The sequence below is a fragment of the Candidatus Thermoplasmatota archaeon genome, from assembly GCA_035540375.1.
In the GTDB taxonomy this organism is placed as follows: domain Archaea; phylum Thermoplasmatota; class SW-10-69-26; order JACQPN01; family JAJPHT01; genus DATLGO01.
The window spans coordinates 1-19,508 of the sequence record DATLGO010000021.1; the positions used below are offsets into that span (position 1 = coordinate 1).

General features: G+C 68.9%; 23 protein-coding genes. 16 read left to right on the forward strand and 7 right to left on the reverse strand.

Annotation, left to right across the window (positions count from 1 at the left end; all coding sequences use genetic code 11):
* A partial coding sequence (locus VM889_02580) for a hypothetical protein (GenBank protein ID HVL47419.1) occupies window positions 1-230 on the reverse strand: 230 nt, incomplete at its 3' end.
* Window positions 231-315: 85 nt separating this feature from the next.
* Between VM889_02580 and rnhC the strand changes: the two genes are divergently transcribed.
* The 7 genes from rnhC to hutI all read left to right on the forward strand — a co-directional run bounded on the left by rnhC (window position 316) and on the right by hutI (window position 6,444).
* Window positions 316-1,212, forward strand: a complete 897-nt coding sequence (gene rnhC, locus VM889_02585; GenBank protein HVL47420.1) for a ribonuclease HIII — start codon at window positions 316-318, stop codon at window positions 1,210-1,212.
* A 26-nt stretch (window positions 1,213-1,238) separates the two neighbouring features.
* Window positions 1,239-1,898 (forward strand): protein-L-isoaspartate(D-aspartate) O-methyltransferase, encoded by a 660-nt coding sequence (locus VM889_02590; protein ID HVL47421.1) that lies wholly within the window; start codon window positions 1,239-1,241, stop codon window positions 1,896-1,898.
* Between the two features lie 24 nt (window positions 1,899-1,922).
* On the forward strand, window positions 1,923-2,258 hold the full coding sequence (locus VM889_02595) for a hypothetical protein (GenBank protein HVL47422.1): 336 nt from the start codon (window positions 1,923-1,925) through the stop codon (window positions 2,256-2,258).
* A gap of 32 nt (window positions 2,259-2,290) precedes the next feature.
* Window positions 2,291-2,500 (forward strand): hypothetical protein, encoded by a 210-nt coding sequence (locus VM889_02600; protein HVL47423.1) that lies wholly within the window; start codon window positions 2,291-2,293, stop codon window positions 2,498-2,500.
* 86 nt (window positions 2,501-2,586) lie between these two features.
* Window positions 2,587-4,233 carry a urocanate hydratase gene (gene hutU, locus VM889_02605; protein HVL47424.1) on the forward strand — a complete coding sequence of 549 codons (1,647 nt, stop codon included), beginning with the start codon at window positions 2,587-2,589 and terminating at the stop codon, window positions 4,231-4,233.
* Window positions 4,233-5,159 carry an agmatinase family protein gene (locus tag VM889_02610; GenBank protein HVL47425.1) on the forward strand — a complete coding sequence of 309 codons (927 nt, stop codon included), beginning with the start codon at window positions 4,233-4,235 and terminating at the stop codon, window positions 5,157-5,159. Before hutU ends, VM889_02610 begins: the two co-directional genes overlap by 1 nt.
* Window positions 5,160-5,199: 40 nt before the next feature.
* Window positions 5,200-6,444 (forward strand): imidazolonepropionase, encoded by a 1,245-nt coding sequence (gene hutI, locus VM889_02615; GenBank protein ID HVL47426.1) that lies wholly within the window; start codon window positions 5,200-5,202, stop codon window positions 6,442-6,444.
* Between the two features lie 31 nt (window positions 6,445-6,475).
* Here the strand turns inward: hutI and fen are convergent, their stop codons facing one another.
* Together fen and VM889_02625 are read right to left on the reverse strand one after the other, a co-directional pair.
* The gene (gene fen, locus VM889_02620) at window positions 6,476-7,495 is read right to left on the reverse strand and encodes a flap endonuclease-1 (protein ID HVL47427.1); all 1,020 of its coding nucleotides are present in this window, start codon (window positions 7,493-7,495) and stop codon (window positions 6,476-6,478) included.
* Window positions 7,496-7,537: 42 nt separating this feature from the next.
* Complete coding sequence (locus VM889_02625; GenBank protein HVL47428.1) at window positions 7,538-8,251, reverse strand: hypothetical protein; 714 nt, start codon at window positions 8,249-8,251, stop codon at window positions 7,538-7,540.
* Between the two features lie 224 nt (window positions 8,252-8,475).
* On the opposite strand from VM889_02625, the gene VM889_02630 reads away from it, so the two are divergent.
* A complete protein-coding gene (locus VM889_02630) occupies window positions 8,476-10,020 on the forward strand; it encodes an AAA family ATPase (protein ID HVL47429.1) in 1,545 nt (514 codons plus the stop codon).
* Between the two features lie 71 nt (window positions 10,021-10,091).
* Window positions 10,092-10,913, forward strand: a complete 822-nt coding sequence (locus VM889_02635) for a fibronectin type III domain-containing protein (GenBank protein ID HVL47430.1) — start codon at window positions 10,092-10,094, stop codon at window positions 10,911-10,913.
* Window positions 10,914-10,962: 49 nt separating this feature from the next.
* On the opposite strand, the gene gnd is transcribed toward VM889_02635, so the two are convergent.
* The 3 genes from gnd to VM889_02650 are packed head-to-tail and all read right to left on the reverse strand — an operon-like array spanning window position 10,963 to window position 12,793.
* Complete coding sequence (gene gnd / locus VM889_02640; protein HVL47431.1) at window positions 10,963-11,901, reverse strand: decarboxylating 6-phosphogluconate dehydrogenase; 939 nt, start codon at window positions 11,899-11,901, stop codon at window positions 10,963-10,965.
* Between the two features lie 2 nt (window positions 11,902-11,903).
* On the reverse strand, window positions 11,904-12,305 hold the full coding sequence (locus tag VM889_02645; GenBank protein ID HVL47432.1) for a polymer-forming cytoskeletal protein: 402 nt from the start codon (window positions 12,303-12,305) through the stop codon (window positions 11,904-11,906).
* Window positions 12,305-12,793 carry a hypothetical protein gene (locus tag VM889_02650; GenBank protein HVL47433.1) on the reverse strand — a complete coding sequence of 163 codons (489 nt, stop codon included), beginning with the start codon at window positions 12,791-12,793 and terminating at the stop codon, window positions 12,305-12,307. Before VM889_02650 ends, VM889_02645 begins: the two co-directional genes overlap by 1 nt.
* A 94-nt stretch (window positions 12,794-12,887) precedes the next feature.
* Between VM889_02650 and VM889_02655 the strand changes: the two genes are divergently transcribed.
* From VM889_02655 to VM889_02665, 3 genes are all read left to right on the forward strand, one after another.
* The gene (locus tag VM889_02655) at window positions 12,888-14,045 is read left to right on the forward strand and encodes a DGQHR domain-containing protein (GenBank protein ID HVL47434.1); all 1,158 of its coding nucleotides are present in this window, start codon (window positions 12,888-12,890) and stop codon (window positions 14,043-14,045) included.
* A gap of 62 nt (window positions 14,046-14,107) precedes the next feature.
* Window positions 14,108-14,428 (forward strand): winged helix-turn-helix domain-containing protein, encoded by a 321-nt coding sequence (locus VM889_02660; protein HVL47435.1) that lies wholly within the window; start codon window positions 14,108-14,110, stop codon window positions 14,426-14,428.
* A gap of 1 nt (window position 14,429) precedes the next feature.
* Complete coding sequence (locus VM889_02665; protein HVL47436.1) at window positions 14,430-15,719, forward strand: proteasome accessory factor PafA2 family protein; 1,290 nt, start codon at window positions 14,430-14,432, stop codon at window positions 15,717-15,719.
* A 35-nt stretch (window positions 15,720-15,754) separates the two neighbouring features.
* Here VM889_02665 and VM889_02670 read toward each other — a convergent pair whose 3' ends face one another.
* Window positions 15,755-17,113, reverse strand: coding sequence for a hypothetical protein (locus VM889_02670; protein ID HVL47437.1), 1,359 nt, complete (start codon window positions 17,111-17,113; stop codon window positions 15,755-15,757).
* A gap of 134 nt (window positions 17,114-17,247) precedes the next feature.
* Between VM889_02670 and VM889_02675 the strand changes: the two genes are divergently transcribed.
* The 4 genes from VM889_02675 (at window position 17,248) to VM889_02690 (ending at window position 19,444) form a co-directional block, all read left to right on the forward strand.
* On the forward strand, window positions 17,248-17,493 hold the full coding sequence (locus VM889_02675; GenBank protein ID HVL47438.1) for a ribbon-helix-helix domain-containing protein: 246 nt from the start codon (window positions 17,248-17,250) through the stop codon (window positions 17,491-17,493).
* 5 nt (window positions 17,494-17,498) lie between these two features.
* Window positions 17,499-17,681, forward strand: a complete 183-nt coding sequence (locus VM889_02680) for a hypothetical protein (GenBank protein ID HVL47439.1) — start codon at window positions 17,499-17,501, stop codon at window positions 17,679-17,681.
* Between the two features lie 237 nt (window positions 17,682-17,918).
* Window positions 17,919-18,686, forward strand: a complete 768-nt coding sequence (locus tag VM889_02685) for a hypothetical protein (protein HVL47440.1) — start codon at window positions 17,919-17,921, stop codon at window positions 18,684-18,686.
* A gap of 14 nt (window positions 18,687-18,700) precedes the next feature.
* Window positions 18,701-19,444 carry a hypothetical protein gene (locus tag VM889_02690; GenBank protein ID HVL47441.1) on the forward strand — a complete coding sequence of 248 codons (744 nt, stop codon included), beginning with the start codon at window positions 18,701-18,703 and terminating at the stop codon, window positions 19,442-19,444.
* Window positions 19,445-19,508: the final 64 nt, after the last annotated feature.

Below are 19,508 nucleotides of genomic sequence, written 5' to 3' on the forward strand. Positions count from 1 at the left end.
GCCCGAGCCCCAACCCGCTCCGGCGCCGGAGCGGGTTGGGGCTCGGGCGGGGCCTCCTCCTTCTTCGGAGGCGCGGGCTCGGGCTCCGGAGCCGGCTCGCTCGGCGGGTCGGGGGCCGGCTCCTCGCCGGGCTCCTCATCGAGCATCTCCTCCACCGGGTCCTCGGCCGAAGCGGTCGCGAGGAAACCCAGCGCGAGCAGGAGGCCGAGAGCCAGGACGGCAGAGCGCACGCGGGACGACTCGGAAGGGAGGCGGGAAAGCCGGTCTGTAACGGACCTCGAAAAACGTTTGACTCCCGGCCGCCCTTCCGCCCGCATGGCCGGTTCCGTCGTCCTTGTCGTCGACCCCGCGCGGGCGGGCGAGGTGCGACGGTTCCTCGAATCGGACGGATTCGTTTTCGAGCGCCGACCGCACGCTTTCTTCCTCGCCCGCTCGCGCGGCGTCACGGCGACGTTCTACGAGAGCGGCAAGCTCCTCGCGACCGGTCCTCGAGCCGAGGCGTTCGCGGCGGATCTCGCGCGACGCCTCGGGCTCGCCGCGGGCGCGCCACGTCCGGAGCCCCCGGCGGGCCGGATCTTCGTTCCGCGCGCCGGCCTCGACGAGAGCGGGAAAGGGGACTACTTCGGGCCGCTCGTCGTCGCCGCCGTCGCGATCCCGACCCACGCCGTCGAACGCGATCTCGTCGCGCGCGGCGTCGCCGACTCGAAGACGGTGGAAGACGCGAGGTGTCTTGCGCTCGACGAGGCCATCCGCGCCTCGGCGCCCGCGGAGGTGGTCGTCTTCGAGCCCGAGGACTACAACGCGCGCCACGCGCGTTCGAGGAACCTGAACCTGATCCTCGCGGAAGGCCACGCGCGCGCTCTCGAAGGTCTCCTCGCGAGGCATCCCGTCGACGTCGCGATCGCCGACCAGTTCGGGGCGGCAAGCCTCATCGAGAACGCCCTTCTCGAGCGCGGCCGACGCGTGACGTTGGAGCAGCGCGTGCGCGCGGAATCGGATCCCGCCGTCGCCGCGGCGAGCCTCGTGGCGCGCGCGACCTTTCTCCGCGCCCTCGCCGACCTCTCCGACCGCTGGGGCGTCCGCCTCGCGAAGGGCGCGGGGCCGCCTGTCATCGAGTCCGGCCGCGCGTTCGTGCGGCGCCACGGTCGCGACGCGCTCGCGAAGGTGGCGAAGGTCCACTTCGCGACGACCGGCTCGCTCGGGAAGCCTTAAGCTCGGCGGACCCCGGATCGGGATCCATGGATGCGTGGCGCGAGCGTCAGGCCCTCGTGGGTAGGCTCGTCTCCCAGGGCCTCGTGCGCTCCGAGCGCGTGCGCGCGGCGATGCTGAAGGTGCCGCGCGAGCGCTTCCTTCCCGGCGACGTCGCCGGCGACGCGTATCTCGATGCGCCGCTTTCGATCGGTTCCGGACAGACGGTGAGCGCGCCCCACATGGTCGCGATCATGGCCGAGGCGCTGCTTTGCGAGGGCGGCGAGAAGCTCCTCGAAATCGGGACCGGCTCGGGCTATCACGCGGCCGTGCTCGCCGACCTCGTGTCGCCGGGCCGCGTCGTGACGCTCGAGCGCATCCCGGAGCTCGCGGAGCGCGCGGAGCGGGCCCTCGCCGCCACCGGCTACGCGGACCGCGTGCGGGTCTTCGTCGCGGACGGATCGCGCGGATATCCCGAGGAGGCGCCGTTCGACCGCATCTCCGTCGCGGCCGCCGCCCCGCGCGTTCCGGGTCCGCTCGTGGACGCGCTCGCGCCCGGCGGCATCCTCGTCGCGCCGATCGGTGATGCGACGGGCCAGACCCTCATGCGGGTGCGGAAGCGGCGGGACGGCGCGGTGGCGCGCGAGGACCTCGGACCCGTCCGTTTCGTTCCCCTCGTGGGCGAGTTCGGCTATCCCGCAGGGTTTTAGCGTCGACCCGCCCTCGCCCGCACGATGGCTGCCCGCAAGGCCCGCCGCGCGCGGGCGAAGTCGCCCGCATTCCCGCTTGCGTACGTGAAATACCACGACCACTGCTGGCTCGAGAGCAAGGATCTCAAGTCCATCGCAAAGGCCAAGCCTTACGTCATCGAGGAGTCGGGTTTCCTCCTGCAGGAAACGCCCCGCTTCATCACGCTCGCGAAGCAGCGGTCGAAGGACGGGGAGAAGGGGCGGACCCAGTACGAGGACGTCACGATCATCATGAGGAGCGACATCCTCGACATGCGGACGTTCGGCCTCGCGCCCGCGCCACGTCGCCGCGCCACCCGCGCTTCGAGGAACCGGCCATAGATCACTTCAAGGAAGCGGGGCCACGGCCGCCCATGGCCGTGGACGAGCGAAGGCGTCCGACCGAGGAAGGAGAGACGCGCGCGAAGGAGAAGAACCCCGGGCAATCGCCCGACCTGCACATCCTTGCCGAGCAGAACCTGGTCGGCGAGCGCAAGAGCGAGCCTCGCCTTGCGGGTGGCATGGCGGAGAGTCCGGTCGAGAAGCGCCGGGCCCGGAAGGACGAGACGCCCCCGGAGGAGTGAGGGGAGCCTCTAAGAAGCCGGGTCGCGTTCGCCCGCTTGGTGAGCGACTGACCGGCGGACCGAGCGCGCTCTGGCGCGACGAGTTCATGGGCGCGCCCACGGGAACGCGCCGCTCGACGAAGGGATGGGCCCAGGAGGCCGCCCTTCGTCTCCTCAACAACAACCTCGACCCGAACGTGGCCGAGGATCCCGAACGACTCGTGGTCTACGGCGGGATCGGCAAGGCCGCGCGGGACTGGAAGAGCTACGACGCGATCGTCGCGGCCCTGCGGGCGCTCGAAGGCGACGAGACGTTGCTCGTCGCGAGCGGCAAGCCCGTCGCCGTGTTCCGCACGCACGCGATGGCGCCACGCGTCCTCATCGCGAACTCGCTACTCGTCCCGAAATGGGCGACGTGGGAGCATTTCTACGAGCTCGAATCGAAGGGACTCATGATGTACGGCCAGATGACCGCGGGGTCGTGGGCCTACATCGGCACGCAGGGCATCATCCAGGGAACGTACGAGACGTTCGCCGCGTGCGCCGCGAGGCATTTCGGCGGCACGCTCGCGGGACGCTGGACGCTCACGGGCGGCCTCGGCGGGATGGGCGGCGCGCAGCCGCTCGCGGTCACCATGAATGGCGGGGTCGCGATCGCGGTCGAGGTGGATGAGCGCCGTGTCGACCGGCGCATCGAAACCGGCTATTGCATGACGAAGGCGCGAAGCGTCGACGAGGCGTGGCGTCTCGCGGAGCGCGCGCTCGCCGCGAAGGAGCCCCTCTCCATCGGTCTCGTCGGCAACTGCGCCGACACCCACCCGGAATTCCTCCGCCGGGGGCTCGTACCCGACGTGGTCACGGACCAGACGTCGGCCCACGACGAGCTGAACGGTTACGTGCCGCACGGGATGACGCTTGCGGAGGCGGTCGAGCTCCGCGCGAAGGATCCGACCGCGTACCGTCATGCGGCCTGGCAATCCATGGGAGCCCACGTCGAGGCGATGCTGGAGATGCGCCGCCGCGGCGCGATCGCGTTCGACTACGGCAACAACATCCGCGCTCAGGCCCGCGACCACGCGGGCGTGCGCGACGCCTTCGACATCCCCGGATTCGTTCCCGAATACATCCGCCCGCTCTTCTGCGAAGGCAAGGGCCCGTTCCGCTGGGTCGCGCTTTCGGGCGACAAGGCGGACATCGCGGCGACCGACCGCGCCCTCCTCGAGCTCTTCCCGGAAAACGCGTCGATGAGGCGCTGGCTCACGCTCGCCGCCAAGCACGTCCACTTCCAGGGCCTCCCCGCCCGCGTTTGCTGGCTCGGTTACGGCGAGCGCGACAAGGCCGCGCTCCGGTTCAACGAGATGGTGCGCTCGGGCGAGGTGAGCGGCCCGCTCGTCATCACGCGCGACCATCTCGACGCCGGGAGCGTCGCCTCGCCGAACCGCGAGACGGAGGCGATGCGCGACGGGTCCGACGCCGTCGCCGACTGGCCCATCCTGAACGCACTCGTGAACGTGGCCGCCGGGGCCGACATCGTCTCCGTCCATCACGGCGGCGGCGTGGGCATGGGCTACAGCATCCACGCGAACATGCACGTCGTCCTCGACGGGACCGAGCTCGCCGCGGAGAAGGCGAAGCGCGCCTTCCTGACCGACCCCGGGATGGGCGTCGTGAGGCACGCGGACGCGGGCTACGACGAAGCGGTCGCGGTCGCGCGCTCGACCGGCCTCAAGATGCCGATGCTGGAGAGATCCTGATGGAACGGACGTCCTTCGTCTCGACCGACCACCTCTGGAACGCGCGCCCGCAGGACCCGAACGACGTGTTCTTCGCGCAGGTGGTCGAAAAGGGCCCGAGGCCCGCGCGCTTCGCGCTCTTCGGCGTGCCGTTCGACGGCGCCGTCCTCGGGCGTCCCGGCGCGCGCGCCGGGCCGGACGCGATCCGCCACGAGATGGCGAAGCTCAAGCCGTGGACGGTGGCGCGGGGCGCCGCAGACATCTCCGTCGCGGACTGGGGAAACGTCCGCATCCCGCACGGAAGCGTCGCGGAGGCGCACCAGGCGATCGAGACGGCCGCCCTCGAGGTCGTCGCATCGGGATCGATTCCCATGACGCTCGGCGGCGACCACTCGATCACGTTCCCGCTCGTGAAGGCGCACGAAGGCCGCCGCTCGCGGATCGGCGTCATCAACCTCGACGCGCACCTCGACGTGCGCGACGTCGTCGACGGCCGTCTCAACTCGGGGCAGTCGTTCGGCCGTCTCCTCGACCTCGGCATCGTCCAGGGCGCGAACCTCGTCGAGGTCGGCATCCGCGATTTCGCAAACGCGCCCCGTTACGCGGAGAAGGCCGCGAAGCGCGGCGCGACCGTGATCGGCGCGGAAGAGTGGCGCGAGCGGGGCATCGCGGCGATCGACCGCGCGATCGAGATCGCGGGGGACGGTACGGAGGGCGTCTACCTGAGCGTGGACCTCGACGTCCTCGACCAGGCCCACGGACCCGGCGTATCGGCCCCCACTCCGGGGGGCGTCGATTCGGGCACGCTCCTCACCGCCGTCCGGCGGATCGCCAAGCACGCGAAGCTCGTCGGCTGCGACTTCGTCGAGGTGGCGCCCCCGCTCGAGCGCGACCACCTCACGGCGCGGACCGCGGCCTGGGCCGCGATGACCGTGCTCTCGGCGTGACAGCGCAAGCGTCAAGCGGGGTCCGCGCCTTGCGCCGCTCGTGAGCGACCTCCTCGTCACGAACGTCGGCGAATGCGCGACCCTTGCGGGCGGCGTGCGCCGCGGCGCGGCCATGCGCGACGCCGCGATCCAGAAGGACGTCGCGATCGTCGTCGTCGACGGGCTCGTGAAGGAGATCGGTCCGACGGAGAAGGTCGCGCGGAAATGGCGCGGCGAGGTCGACCTCCGCATCAACGCGGGCGGGCGTGCCGTGGTTCCGGGTTTCGTCGACCCCCATACCCACGCAGTCTTCGCGGACGACCGCGCGCACGAGTATGATCTGAAGCTTCAGGGCCTCTCCTACGGCGAGATCCTCGCGCGCGGCGGAGGCATCCACTACACGGTCGAGAGGACGCGGAAAGCGAGCCGCGCCGAGCTCCTCAAGCAGCTTCTCGGCCGCCTCGACCGGGCGCTCGACCACGGCACGACGACGATGGAGATCAAGACCGGGTACGGTCTCGACAAGGACACGGAATTGAGGCTGCTCGAAGTCGTCGGCGACGCGACCGAGCGCCACGTGATGGACCTCGTGACGACCTTCATGGGCGCGCACGCGATCCCCAAGGATTCGGGCGGCCAGGAGGCGTACGCCGACTTCGTCATCGACGAGGTCCTCCCCGAGGCGGCCGAGGGCGCGGAGTTCGTCGACGTGTTCTGCGAGGAGGGCGTGTTCGACGTGCCGACGTCGCGCCGCATCCTCGAGGCTGGGCGCGGCCTCGGCCTCAGCGTGAAGGTGCACGCGGACGAGCTCGCCCGCTCGGGGGGTTCGCGCCTCGCGGCCGAATTGCACGCGACGAGCGCCGATCACCTGCTCCACGCGACGAAGGAGGACATCGCGGGGCTTGTCGAGGCCGACGTCGTCCCGGTGCTCCTTCCGGGGACGGCCTTCAACCTGGGCGGCGGTTACGCCGACGCCCGCCAGATGATCGCGCTCGGCGCCCCCGTCGCGCTCGCGACGGACCTCAATCCGAACTGCTGGCTCGAGAGCATGCCGCTCGTCATGAGCTTCGCGTGCACGGCGATGAGGATGACGCCCGCCGAGGCGCTCGCCGCGTGCACCATCAACGCCGCGGCCGCGCTCGGCCGCGAAGCCGAGGTGGGCTCGATCGAGCCCGGCAAGCGGGCCGATTTCGTCCTCCTCGACGCCCCGTCCCACGCCCACCTGCCCTACCGGCTCGGCGGCAACCTGGCGTGGCGCGTCGTGAAGGACGGCATCGTGGTCGTCGACCGCAGCGACCGTCGTTGAACTCGTCGCTCACGTCGCCCGTCGACCCTCGTCAGAAGAACGCGTCCAGGCTCCGCTGCTTCCCCGCCTCGTGGAGCGCCTGGTATCGGGCCACCGCAGCCTTCACGCGCTCCTCGCCGAAGGCGTGCTCCCCGACGAGGAGGCCGAGGACCCGGCGCTCGTCGGCCTTGCCCCACGCGAGGGTCACGTCGTCCGTGACGGGAGGATGGAGGAAGATCTCGATGATGGCGTCGAGGTTCGGGACCTCCTGGCCCAGGTCCCCGAGGACGCGCTTCACGTCGCCCTTGTCCTTGAGCGCCTTCACGCCCTTCTTGGGACCGATGCCCTTGATGCCCGCGTTGAAATCCGTGCCGACGAGGATGGCGACGCCGACGAGCTGCTCGCGCGTGAGGCCCGTCGCGGCGAGGGCCGCGTCGAGCGTGATCATCTCGGGCTCCACGTCCACCCACACGCTCTTGCCGGGAAGCTTGCGGCGCCCAGTGACGGTCATGTTGCGAACGAGACGCGGCGCGCCGAAAAGCAGGGAATCGAAGTCCTGCGACGAGGAGGCGTAGACCAGTCCCCGCGCCGCCATGTGCGCGGCCTGCGCCTCGCCTTCGCCCGGGGCCTGGACGTGCGGGATGCCGAGGGCGTCGAGGAGCCGCTTCGACTGCCCGACCATGTCCTGCGTGAGGCGCGCCGTCTGCTGCGACTTGCTGAAGGCGCGCTCGCGGTCGCCCGCCGCGACCGCCGCCGCGTAGTCGGCCTCCGCCTTCTCCTTGCGCTCGCGGCGTCCGGCGAGCGTCGCGGCCTTGAGCTCCGAGGGCTTGCCGTCGAAGACGTAGACGGGCTTGATGCCGGCCTCGGCGAGGTTCGCGGTGCGATAGAGCAAACCCGCGAGATGGCTCGTGACCCGGCCCTCGCGGTCCTTGAGCGGCGTGCCGTCCGGCTGCCGGATGATGGAGAGGAACTGGTAGATGGCGTTGTAGGCGTCGATGGCGATGGCCTTGCCCTTGAAGTCCGTGAGCCTGCGTCCCTCGGTCGGGACGACGTCGCCCAGGTCGACGCCCATGCGCTCCCGAACCAGCCCCCGGAAGAAAAGGTTAGGGGTCGCTCACGCGCGCGCCGGGCGCAGCTTTTCCAGGGCGAACTTCACGATGACGGGCACGACGATGAGCGAGAGCGTGACCGCGGCGCTGATCTCCTTCGGGATGTCGAAGTCCTTGTAGCCGAGATTGTGCGCGCCTTCCACCGCGACGAGCTTCAGGCCGACGAACCCGACCGCGACGTAGGCGAGCGTCTCGAGCGTCGGGAACCAGTCCATGATGCGCGTCATGTAGGCGGCGCTGACGCGGAGCGCGAGGATGGCCGTCATGGACGCGAGAACGATGAGGGGGATCTTGTCCGTGAGGGCCACGGCCACGAGCACCTGGTCGAGCGCGAAGGCGAGGTCGGCGAGCTCGACCATGAGGACAATGCCCCAGAAACCGGAGAGGCCGAGGAAGGAGGGGATCTTCTTCTCCTTCTCGTGGCCGTCGCCGCGCAGCTGGACGATGTGGCTCACCGAGAGGTAGATCAGGTACGCCCCGCCGACGAGCTTCAGGATCGGATTCGCGATGATGAACGCGACGCTGAGGATCGCGAGGACGCGAAGCACGTACGCGCCGCCGATGCCGTAGAGGAGCGCCTTGCGCCGCTGCTCGACCGGAAGCCGGCGCACGAGCGCCGCGAGGATGGCGGCGTTGTCGAAGCTCAGGACCCCTTCGAGCGCGACGAGCGTGACGAAGATGCCGATGTCGGTCGGCTCGAACTGGTAATCGAGAACCACGAAGGTCGAGGACGCAACGGAGCCATCGTTCATAAATCCGGACGGTTGAACCCGAGTCGGTCGCCGTCCACGCGACCCAGGTTTCCGACGGCGTTGCTCGGCGCGCCGCGGCCTACCTGAAGGCGCGGTTGGGCGGGCTTCCTCTCTAAGCGGAAGGCTTAATGTAAGGCAGATACAAACCGGCCTACGCGGCCGGGACCCGCGGATTCACCCGGTGGACTTTCATGGCGGACGAACACGAACGGCGCGGTCGGACGGGCCGAACGACGGATGACCAGGACGCGGACCGCCTCGCGGCGCGCCTCGCGGCGCAGAACCAGGAGATCGCCGAGCTGCAGGCGACGGTGAAGGCCTACGAGGAGAAGTTCAACCAGATCAAGGAGCCCCCGCTCCTTTCGGCCTACGTCCTCCGTCTCGGGGGCGCCGACCTCGACCAGCGCGAGTGCGTCGTCGCGCACGGCAGCCAGGTATTGAAGGTCAACACGGGCAACCTCGAGAAGAAGGCCCTCCGCCAGGGCCAGTACGTTTGGCTCCACCCGAAGACCTACGCGATCATCGCCGCCTCCCGGCAGTTCGAGCAGGGCGTCGTCGGCAAGGTGGTGGACATCTACGCCGAGAAGCTCGTCATCACCGTCGGCGACGGCTTCGAAAAGAAGATCATCGATCTCGACGCGTCGATCGCGGACGAGATCAAGATCGGTTACGAGCTGTCCCTCCTTCCGCCCTCGATGGAGATCCTCGAGGTGCGGCCTTCGAGCGAGATCCGCGACCTCTTCCTCGGCGAGACCCCGAACGTGCGCTACGCGCAGATCGGCGGGCTCTCCGAGACGATCGAGCGCATCCGCGACGTCGTCGAGCTGCCCTACCAGGAGCCGGAGCTCTTCGCGAAGATCCGGCTCAAGGCTCCGAAGGGTGTCCTCCTCTACGGCCCGCCCGGCTGCGGCAAGACGCTCATCGGCAAGGCCGTCGCGACCGAGAACGAGATGACGTTCTTCAACGTCAAGGTGGCCGACATCCTGTCCAAGTGGGTCGGCGAATCCGAGAACATGATCAAGGCGCTCTTCCGCAAAGCGCGCGAGAACGCCCCCTCGATCATCTTCTTCGACGAGTTCGACGCCCTGGGCACGACCCGCGGCCAGCAGGACTCGGCCGGGGTCCAGAAGAACATCATCGCGCAGATCCTCTCGGAGATGGACGGCATCGACACGCTGAAGGACGTCTACATCCTCGGCGCGACGAACCGCCCCGACATGATCGACCCGGCGCTCCTGCGCCCGGGCCGCTTCGACGAGGTCATCGAGATCCCTCGCCCGGACCGGAAGGCCGCGGAGCAGATCATCTCGATCTACCTCACGCCCGACCTGCCGATCCAGGAATCCTTCGTCAAGGAGCACGGCGGCGACAAGACCCGCGCCATGAACGCCATGCGGGAGATCCTCGTCGAGGAGCTCTACGGCGAGAACAAGTGGGTTGAGTTCAAGCTCGACTCCGAGGCGAAGGAGAGCGTCAAGACGATCAAGCGCAAGGACATCGTGTCCGGCGCCCTCGTCGAGAGCATCATCACCACGGCGAAGAAGAACTACGTGAAGCGCGTCCTCAACTTCCCGAAGGGGTCGCCCGACCGCGAGCGCGAAGGCCTTTCGGTGGACGACATCCGCAAGGCCGCGGAAGAGGAGAGCAAGGAGCACGCGCTCGTCGAGTCCTCCGTGTACCACAAGCGCCAGCGCGAGCGGGCGCGGTTCCGCGAGGAAGGCGTCGAAGTGATGTAGGCTCGCCCGCGCCGCCGGTCGCGGGCAACCGGACGAGGCGCCCTGCCGTCGGACCTTGATCCACAAGCCGCATGTCCAGCAAGCCGACGGAGGGCGGCCTCATGCGTCATGCCTGGTTCGCGGTCGCCCTCCTCGTCGCCCTCGTGGCCCCGTTCGCGCAGGCGGCGGGCTGCGACGTCGACGAGGTGGACGTCTTCTTCGATCTCTTCCACGTCGACGGCACCTCGGAGGAGGTCGACGACCTCGCCCTCGTGGAGGCCGGCGACCGGGTTGCCTTGCGGGCGAACGGTCCGCTCCACTGCGAGGGCGTCGCTCTTTCGATCGTGACCTACGCCGACCCCGGAGGCGAGAGGCTCGTCTTCGACATCGGCTCGGCGAGCGGCCATCCGCCGCGTCCGGGCGCGGACTTCACCTTCTGGGAGGTCGACGTCTCGGTGCCCTCGTGCGACTTCCGCGTCGAGGTCTGGTGGGGAGAGCCCGGGACGGGTCAGCTGCTCGACGCCGCCGACGGGGACGCCGGGCCTTGCGAAGTCACCCCGCCAAGCTGCCCCGGCGACCTGCGGGCCTCCTCGGCCGACGGTCGGGTTCTCCTTGATTGGACCGCCGGCGAAGGCGCCTGGGAGTACAACGTGTATCGCGCCCGGGGCGACGCCCCCCTCGCGCTCTACCGGGTCGTTCCCGTCAACGAGACCGCGATGGTGGACGAGGACGTGACGGTGGGCGAAACCTACCGCTACCGTGTGACGTCCATCAGCGCGTACGGCGAGAGCGACGCCTGCGTCGTCGTCGAGGTCGCGGCAATCCCGCTGTTTCCGGACCTCGCGACGGGCGCGCTCGCGCTCGGGGCTTGCCTCGTCGGCTACGCGGGATTGCGACCCCGCCGTCGAGGCTGAGCCCTCCGGGGTCCGGCGCGTCCTCGCGCGGGATACGGCGCCCCCCGCCCTAAGGCTCGCGCCGGGGGGCGGCCTCGGCGCGTCGATCCGCCGCGCGCGGCAACGGATGGGCGCCGTAACCGTGGCGCAGGAGCGCGACGGCCTTCGCGGCGACCGAATCGGGATCACGGTAGCGATAGAACATCATCTCGCTCAACACGAGGACCGGCGCGAAGGCCTCCTGCTCGAGCACGTGCCGCGCATACCATTTCCCCTCCTTCGTGTCGCTCACGCCGGCGGTCAGGGTCTCGGTGAAGCGCGGCTCGTCCCGCAGCGCCTCCTCCATGAGGTCAACGAGCCAACCGCGGACGACCGAGCCGTTCGACCAGCACGCCATCACGTCGGCGAGGTCGAGGTCGTACTCCGATCGATACAGCAGCTCGACGCCCTCGGCGAGCGCCTGCACCATGCCGAACTCGACCGCGTTGTGGATGAGCTTCACGTAATGGCCCGCCCCCGGGCCGCCCGCGTGCACGAAGCCGCCAGGGACGGCGAGGTCCCGTAGGAGCGGCGCGACGACGCGCACCGCGTCCCCCTCGCCCCCGACCATGAAACACGCGCCCGTGCGCGCGCCCTCGACGCCGCCGCTCGTGCCCGCGTCGACGAACCGCAGCCCGCGCGCGGCGAGGTCGGCGTGCCTGCGCCTCGATTCCCGCCAATGGCTGTTGCCGCCGTCGACCACGACGTCGCCGGCTTCGAGGACCCCGGAGAGCGCGCCGAGGACCGACTCGACGGCGTCGCCGTGGGGAACGTACACGAGGACGACGCGCGGCGGCGCGAGCGCGGCGGCGAGGTCTTCGTACGTGAACGTCGCGGTGACGCCCTCCCGCGCGAGGCGCCGCGTCGGCTCGGGCGAGCGGTTGAGGCCGACGACCTCGTGGCCTTTCTCGAGCGCCTGGAGCGCGAGGCTCGCGCCGATGCGCCCGAGACCGACGACCCCGAACCGCACGGTCAGCCGCCCTTCGCGGGCAGAAGGAGCCGGCGACAGGTGAGGTCGCCGTCCACGCGGGCGCCCGAGGCGACGAACGCGTCGCCGCCCACCTCGGCGCCCTTCACGACGGCGCCGCTCTTGAGATGCAGGTTGCCGTGGACGGTCGCGACGTCCGGAAGCCTCGATCCTCGCCCGAGCGTGAGATCGCCCTCCACCGTCACGGGCCCCCGCAGCACCGTCTCGTCGCCGAGCTCGAGCGTGCCCTTCACGACGAGGCCTTCGGCGAACGTGGCGCGCTTCTCGAGCAGGATCGTGCCCGAGAGGACCGTCGGCCCGTCAGGGCCGTCGTAGACCACCTGCTCGGGGGGGATCGGAGACTTCGTGCCCTTCACGGCGCGGGTCTTCCTGCCGAAGAGCCCCATCAGGCGCCACCCCCGAACGGCTTGGCCTCGTCGGTCACGACGCCGATCCCCGAGCGCGCGACGAGCTTCTTCGCGACCTCCCCGTCGACGGTGACGAAGGGCGCCCCCTCCACGGCCTCGGTCGCGGTGGAGCCGAGCCCCCATTCGAGCCGGCCCTTCGCGCGGACCGAGCCCTCGATGAACGTTTCCGTGCCCACGGAGGTCAGCCCGTCGGCGACGAGGTCGCCCCTGAGGCGGGACCCGGAGGCGATCTGCACCGATCCCGTGCACTGCGTGGTGTAGGCCCAGGTCGTCGCCTCCTGGATCGTGAGGTTGCCTTCCACGAGGATGCGAGGAGGACCAGCCTTCTCAAGGACGGGTGTCGGGGTCCCGGGCGCCACGTGGAACGGCTGCACGTCGGCCTCGGGCGCGGGAACGGCATTCAAGCTCTCGTCGAGGACGAGGTCCCCGAGCTTCGCTCGCGTGGTCTCCGGCTTGGATCGGCCCATGCGCGTCGCGGCGCCGGGAGGCGGGTTTCAAGGTTGACGTACATCGGTCGCGCGAGAGCGGATCGAAAATGACTTGTCCTTCACCGCCCGTCGCGTGGTCACTCAGGGGTGTTCCCGGCTGCTTGCGACCCGCATCCGTCAGAAGGACGCCACGTTCTACTTCGTGAGCTTCCCCGCGCGCGAGATCATGGACCGCGTGCGCTTCGTGAGCCGCTTCTACTTCGAAGGCGAGGAGATCGCGCCGGAGGCGACCGCCGACGACGAGATCGGGAAGTTCATCAGCCGCGTCGAGCGATCCGACGCCGCTTTCCAGCGCCCCTTGAAGAAGCGCAAGGTGCGCGACCTCGTCCACTTCTACGAATCCGCGGCGGAGCAACCCGCGATCCCGGGGACGGTCCTCCTCATCACGCGCGAGACCCTGCGCTTCACGCCCCAGCAGGGGAGCTTCGGGGTCCTCACGGAGCCGGGCGAAAAGTTCGACATCATCGATGGCCAGCACCGCCTCGCGGGGCTGCACTTCTTCTCGCGCCACCTCGAGGCCCGCGGACGCGCCGGCGTCCTCGACACGCTCGAGGTTCCCGCGCTCATCTTCGACGGCAAGTCCGCGGACTTCGCGGCCGAGATGTTCGTGACCATCAACGCTACGCAGACGCGCATCTCCCGCAGCCACCTCGTCGATCTCCTCGAGAAGGTCACGCTCGCGACGCCGGAGGAGAAGTTCGCCTCGAAGGTCGTGAAGATGCTCTACGGCGAGGATACGTCGCCCCTGAGATACCGCGTCAACATGCTCGGCGGTCGATCGAAGGGCGAGAAGTGGATCCTCCAGAGCGAGCTCTACAACGAGATCCTCCGGCTCGTCGGCGGGAAGGAACGCAAGGACGCGAAGCTGAGGAACCTCCTGGTCACGCGCTGGGACATGCGCGCCGACCGCGCGTTCCAGCTCATCGCGGACTACCTCAAGGCCGTAAAGGAGACCTTCGGTCGCGCATGGGGCGACCGCGAATACCAGGTGACGAGCGCGGTCGCGCTCAAGGCCTACCTCAGGGCCCTGCCGGCGGTCCTCTCGGACCGGCGCACGGTCGAACGATGGGAGCGCGAGCGCAGCGCCGCCGTCCTTCTCGAGCGCGTGCGACCCTGGGCCGGCATCGTCGAGGACCTCCGGACGGAGGGCTTCTTCAACCGGTTCCCCGCGAAGGGGCAGCTCGAGCGCGTCCGCCTCATCCAGAAGGACCTCGAAAAGGAACTCGCCTGATGACGGGTCCATGTCGGAGCGAGGAGAAGACGGAACATTCAAACGGACCGCCGTCCACGTGAATGACGGTGGTGTCAACGGCGTTTACGGAGTTGTTCGTCGGGTCCCCCCACGCGCGCGTCCTCGACTTCCTCGCGGAGCGCCCGGAGCTGGACTACACCATCACGCAGCTCGCGGAGGGCGCGGGCGTCGCGCGGCCGACCGTCTACAAGGTCGTGCGCGATTTCGGCTCCCGGGGCCTCCTCGTGCCGAGCCGCGTCGTCGGCAACTCGCGCTTCTACCGGCTCGACCGCGGGTCGGCCGCCGTGCGCGAGCTCCTGCGCATCGAGCCGGCCCTCGCGACCGCCTCGCGCCGTCGCCGACGCGTCGCGCGGAGGTCCTGAGATGAAACCCATGATCATGGGGTCGGAGCATGAGTACACGCTCTACTCCCATCAGATGAACCCGCGCGGCATCGACCCGCACCGGCTCGCGCTCGAGGTGCTCCGCAAGAGCCAGTTCGCGACGCAGGGCGAGTGGCTGAAGAACGGCAGCCGCGCGTATTTCGATGTCGGTCACCTCGAGATCTCGACGCCGGAGGTCCTCGACGCCTACCAGCTCGTCGTGTACGAGAAGGCCGGCGAGCGCATCGTCGACCTCGCGCGCACGAAGCTCGAGGAGTTCCACAACGTCAAGGTCAGCGCGTTCAAGAACAACACCGACCCCGACGGCGTCTCGTACGGCTCGCACGAGAACTACTGCGTGCCGCGGAGCATCGAGTTCCCGGGCGCCTACGTGCGGAGCCTCGTCCCCCATCTCGTGAGCCGCCTCACGTTCTCGGGCGCGGGCGACTTCATCGACCGCCGCTACGTGCTCTCGCCGTGCGGCTACCTCACGAGCGAGCTCATCTCGGGCGGCAACCTCTCGAACACCGGCATCCTGCACACGCGGGACGAGCCGCACGCCGACCCGACGCGCTGGCGCCGCCTGCACGTCATCATCGGCGACGCGCTCATGTCGGAATGGAGCATCTACCTGCGCGCGTTCACGACGAGCGCCATCCTGCAGCTCATGGAGAAGGGCCTCGTCGACGACGCGCCGCAGCTGCGCGAGCCTTTGCGCGACATGTGGCACATGGTCGAGCAGGTCGCGCCCGAGCAATGGAAGCTCGAGCTCGTCGACGGGTCGTGGGTCTCACCGATGGAGATCCAGCGCTACTACCTCGCGAAGGTCGAGGAGGCGGGCCTCGTCGAGAACGCGCGCGAGAAGGAGGCGCTTTCCCAATGGGAATGGGTCCTCGACCGCCTCGACGCGGGCGACCTCACGAAGCTCAAGCGCAAGGTCGAGTGGATGACGCGCCTCATCGAGGTCGAGAAGATGATCGACCTCAAGGGCCGCGACGAGAACGTCGAGATCGCCGCGACGAAGCAGTACTCGGAACTCTCGCTCGCCTCGGGCCTCTACTACAAGCTCCAGGCCGCGGGCGAGGTGGACCGCGTCGTGACGGATGCGGAGATCAAGAAGGCGATCGTGGAGCCGCCGCCCACGCGGGCGCGCGCCCGCGTGAAGCTCCTCGAGGAGTACGAGATGGGCTCCATCGACTGGAGCGAGATGTCGATCCTCACGGAGGACGGCGGCTACGAGCGCATCCACCTGCCCGACCCGTACGATCCGAAGCACGAGATGGTGGACTGAGGGCCGGGCGAACCCGACCTCGCGCTCGACCGGGTCTAAAGGCCCAAGCGATCGTAGGAGCGCGAATCCGAGAGGGAGACGATGCCGCCCGTCGCGCCGCGCACGTGGACGCTCGCCTTGGATTCGTGTCGGTTGCGGATCGCGATCCCGTCCGTGTCGATGTCGGTGTGTTGGTTCGTAAGGCTCGTCCTGCAGGCGACGTCGGAAAGCGCCGGCTCCACGCGGATCATGACCACCGTCTGGACCGATGCGAGAAGCCCGTCGTAGAGGCGCTCCTCGGCCAATTGGCGGGAATGCTCGCCGCAGGCGAACGGCCGACCGACGATTTCTTGTATGTCGGGGTAGGCCGTGGGGGCGACCAACTTCGTGAGGGTGATCGCGGGCGCGTGGGGGTCGAGGGAATTCCTCGAATGCTCGAGCGTGATCCGGAGGACGGCGGTGCCCTCCGCGTATTCGAGGAGCCAGGTCACGGTGCGCGTGTTGTCCTGGCCCACCGCGCTCACGAGATAGGCGTCAGGGTGCGCCTTCATCCAGTTCGCGACGGCCGCATTCTGGCGAGCCCGGTCGGCCGCCTCCTGGAGGGGCCATCGTTCGAGGAACGTCTCCTGGGGGCCGTCCCGGGTGTAGTTCGCCCGCGGCGCCCCCGCCCAGCTCGTTCTCGGCGGCAGGACGTCTTCCGTCCGCCAGGGGAGCGGGTCGCTCCCTTCGATCACCTCGCCGAGATGGAATGACCATTCGGGGGCCTCGGGGTAAATGACGTGGACGGGCCACGGGTAGGCCCCGTCGTAATGGAGCCGCGTGACGCCATCGTCGAGCACGATAGACCCGTCCATCGCGCGCGCCGTGATGCCTTTCGTCTCGGCAACGCCATCGGCGTCAAGGCGCGAAGCCGACGTGACCTCCTCCTCCGCGGCCCAGGTCCGACCCATGGCCGAGATCCACGCCACCACGAACGACGTTCGCTTCTCGTAGTCGCGGACTTCGGGGTGCCCGAGGAGAAACGGCTGGGAAAGGACATAGAGCCCGTAGCGTTCCTCGTCGTGACCGGTTCGCGCCACGACGGCCGTCGTGGCGGGATCCACATGGTAGTTCTGCGTCAAGCTGTCGCAGCCCCACCCCTGCCAACAGATCGTCCAGACCTCCTCGAGGACGAGCGTCGAAAGGGGCTGGTCGAACGCATCCCGAACGCCTTCGACCCCAACCCATCGATACCTGAAATTGTAGGATTCGTTTTCTCCGAGACCTTGGAGGTGGTAGACGAATTGATCCCCCGCGCGCGGTCCGCGCAGGACGAGCGGTTCAGGTTGTCCCTCCGCCGCCACCGGCGCCGGGAGCGCGGCGGTGAGCGTCATCAGGGCCAGAAGCAGGAGCGGCAGGCGGGCGAGCGGGGTCACGAGGGGGTCACCGGCGCGATCGACGCCGCGTGCGAGGCTTGAATTTTGCGACGCGGGCGAACCCGTCAAGGTCTGGCGCCCGCTCCGGCCGAACGCGAAGGGTTTATGCCTTCGTAATACAAATGTAATACAGCATGCCGGACGAGGAGATCGTGACGGTCCGCCTCCCCCCGCGGGACCGCGACGCGGTGCGTCGCCTCGTGGAGCAGGGAGTCTTCCGGAACCGCAGCGACTTCATCCGGCACGCCGTGAAGGCCGCCCTCGAACGGTATGGCGCCGCGCCCTCGGTGCCCGACCTCACGCTCGAGGGCGTGGAACTCCCCGCCGCCGACGCGCCGACGCGGTCGCGGGCCCGCGGGGCCCAACGCCAGGGGCGATGACGCTCATGACCGAACGCAAGCTCAAGAAGAAGACGAAGCAGGAAAAGGCCACCGAGGTGAAGCTCGACATCGGCGACACCTTCGAGGTGGCGAACGCGAAGGACAAGGATTTCGACCTCGACCTCGACGCCGCCAAGTTCCAGGGCAAAAAGGGACAGGCCGGCACGCGGACGAAGGCCGTGAGCTGAAGCGACGCGGCTTCCCCTCGCGCCGCGCGCGCGAGACCCTCTCTGCCGGGGCGTCCGCAGAGGGCGCCCCGCGTTCATTTTCTTCTCGCCCGATTTCCGGGGCCTTCCTGCACATGCAGGGTGCGGTGACAATGTATCAACACGGTTCCTGTATCGCCCGGTCCACGCTTTGTGGAGCGGCTCGACCGCGGGCCGGTGTATCCGATGCGTTTCCTCGTTGCGACTGCCCTCCTCCTCGTGACCGCGATCCTCCCGACCGCCGCCGCGGCCCCCGACTGCGGCCTCGCTCCTTTCGTTCCGGTCTCGATCGCCCCCCTCGTTTCGCAGACGGGTGACGTTCGGGTCGAAGGCTCGTTTCTGGACCCCGACACTGCCTGCGGGCTCGTCGCGGCCCATGTAGAGTTCGACGGGCAACCGATTCCAGGTCATCTCGTGACGAAAGCGACCAACGGCAACGTCTACACGTTCAGCTTCGAGCCGGAAACCACCCTCGCCCCGGGCTGGCACAGCGTGGATGTCATGCTGTATGAGGCCTGCTGCCGAACGGCCTCCACGTCATCCAACTCCTGGCGCTACGAGTGGTCCTTCCGCGTCCTCCCATCGCTCGATCAGGGAGCGGGGCCGGGGCTCGACGAAACGATCCCCCGGACAGGCACGAATGTCTCTTTGCCTTCCGAAATCCGCCTTGGCGGACCTGTTTGTGACCTGACGACCACCGTGTGCGCGGGTCCTTTCCCGCCGATCCCGCTCCCGGCGCGTCTGCGCGCGGGCCTGTTCCTCGACGATACGGGCATCCAGGCGTGGAGCGACCCCACGGCCACCACCCGCTACGGCCCGTATCGCGAGGAGGTCCCGACGCCCTACGGCCCCATCCCTGTCATCGTGTGCGCGTCCACGTGCATCCTCCCCGATCCACAGGCTAGCGCATCGGTGTCCACAAGCCTGACGATCCACATTGCGGCCGGACCCGTGAACGAAACGCGCTCCGTCCCGATTGAAGTCTGACCGAAGGTGTCCCCATGCTGAAACCGATCCTGCTCTCGTGCCTGCTCGCGACCGCCGCGCTCGCCCTCGCGCTCCCCGCGCCCGTCCACGCGAATGGGGACGCGTGCGAAGACGCCACCTGGGATCTCGTCGCCGCGATCGACGAGAGCCGCGCGAACGGCGGGCTCTCGCCGGCCCTCGGCCCCGCGATCCACGACGTCGCGGAGGCCTGCGCGGAAAGCAACCGCTCCGACGAAAACAATGAGATCCTCGCGCGCCCGCCGCCGGAGCTCGATCCGCGCCGGCCCCTCGTCGAGGAGATCCCGAAGTGGGAGGAGTACGGTGAAGGTGTTCTCGCCAACAAGGCGCTGATGACGTGCAAGGCCGGGCGGGTCCAGAGTAATGATGCACGATTCAACATCCTGCTCGGCGTCGCCGACCCGAGCGGCGTTCTCCACGGCATCAACTCGACGACCACCACCGAACGCTTCGGTTCCGCAGCTTTCGAATTCAACCCCTTGAACTGGGACGAGGATTACAGCGGTGTAAGCGAAGAGGTCGGGTTGCTCGTATGGCAATATCGCTACGGGTCAGGGGGAACGATCATTCTGTTCCCGAACGCTCCCTACGAAGTCCGACTCAACTCCGACGACGAAGACGTTGACGGCGCCTGCCAACCGATGGAACCCCCCTGCGGCGGATGGGCGTGGGCGACCGCGATCCGGCCACCCTTCGTGGTGAAGGTCGAAAGCGACTTCTCGAAGTGCCCGCCGACGTGAGCGAAGGATCGGATTTCTCCCCTAAACTATTTACAATTTGAAATGTCCTCACGAGAGGAATCCC

Bases quoted from the DNA above. Each gene is read 5' to 3' on its own strand.
- VM889_02595 (HVL47422.1), top strand. From the start codon at position 1,923: ATGGCTGCCCGCAAGGCCCGCCGCGCGCGGGCGAAGTCGCCCGCATTC.
- VM889_02610 (HVL47425.1), top strand. From the start codon at position 4,233: ATGGAACGGACGTCCTTCGTCTCGACCGACCACCTCTGGAACGCGCGC.
- VM889_02665 (HVL47436.1), top strand. From the start codon at position 14,430: ATGAAACCCATGATCATGGGGTCGGAGCATGAGTACACGCTCTACTCC.
- VM889_02690 (HVL47441.1), top strand. From the start codon at position 18,701: ATGCTGAAACCGATCCTGCTCTCGTGCCTGCTCGCGACCGCCGCGCTC.
- VM889_02675 (HVL47438.1), top strand. From the start codon at position 17,248: ATGCCGGACGAGGAGATCGTGACGGTCCGCCTCCCCCCGCGGGACCGC.
- fen (HVL47427.1), bottom strand. From the start codon at position 7,495: ATGGGCGTCGACCTGGGCGACGTCGTCCCGACCGAGGGACGCAGGCTC.
- VM889_02660 (HVL47435.1), top strand. From the start codon at position 14,108: ATGACGGTGGTGTCAACGGCGTTTACGGAGTTGTTCGTCGGGTCCCCC.
- VM889_02590 (HVL47421.1), top strand. From the start codon at position 1,239: ATGGATGCGTGGCGCGAGCGTCAGGCCCTCGTGGGTAGGCTCGTCTCC.
- VM889_02635 (HVL47430.1), top strand. From the start codon at position 10,092: ATGTCCAGCAAGCCGACGGAGGGCGGCCTCATGCGTCATGCCTGGTTC.
- VM889_02650 (HVL47433.1), bottom strand. From the start codon at position 12,793: ATGGGCCGATCCAAGCCGGAGACCACGCGAGCGAAGCTCGGGGACCTC.
- VM889_02680 (HVL47439.1), top strand. From the start codon at position 17,499: ATGACCGAACGCAAGCTCAAGAAGAAGACGAAGCAGGAAAAGGCCACC.
- hutU (HVL47424.1), top strand. From the start codon at position 2,587: ATGGGCGCGCCCACGGGAACGCGCCGCTCGACGAAGGGATGGGCCCAG.
- VM889_02645 (HVL47432.1), bottom strand. From the start codon at position 12,305: ATGGGGCTCTTCGGCAGGAAGACCCGCGCCGTGAAGGGCACGAAGTCT.
- VM889_02630 (HVL47429.1), top strand. From the start codon at position 8,476: ATGGCGGACGAACACGAACGGCGCGGTCGGACGGGCCGAACGACGGAT.
- rnhC (HVL47420.1), top strand. From the start codon at position 316: ATGGCCGGTTCCGTCGTCCTTGTCGTCGACCCCGCGCGGGCGGGCGAG.
- VM889_02600 (HVL47423.1), top strand. From the start codon at position 2,291: ATGGCCGTGGACGAGCGAAGGCGTCCGACCGAGGAAGGAGAGACGCGC.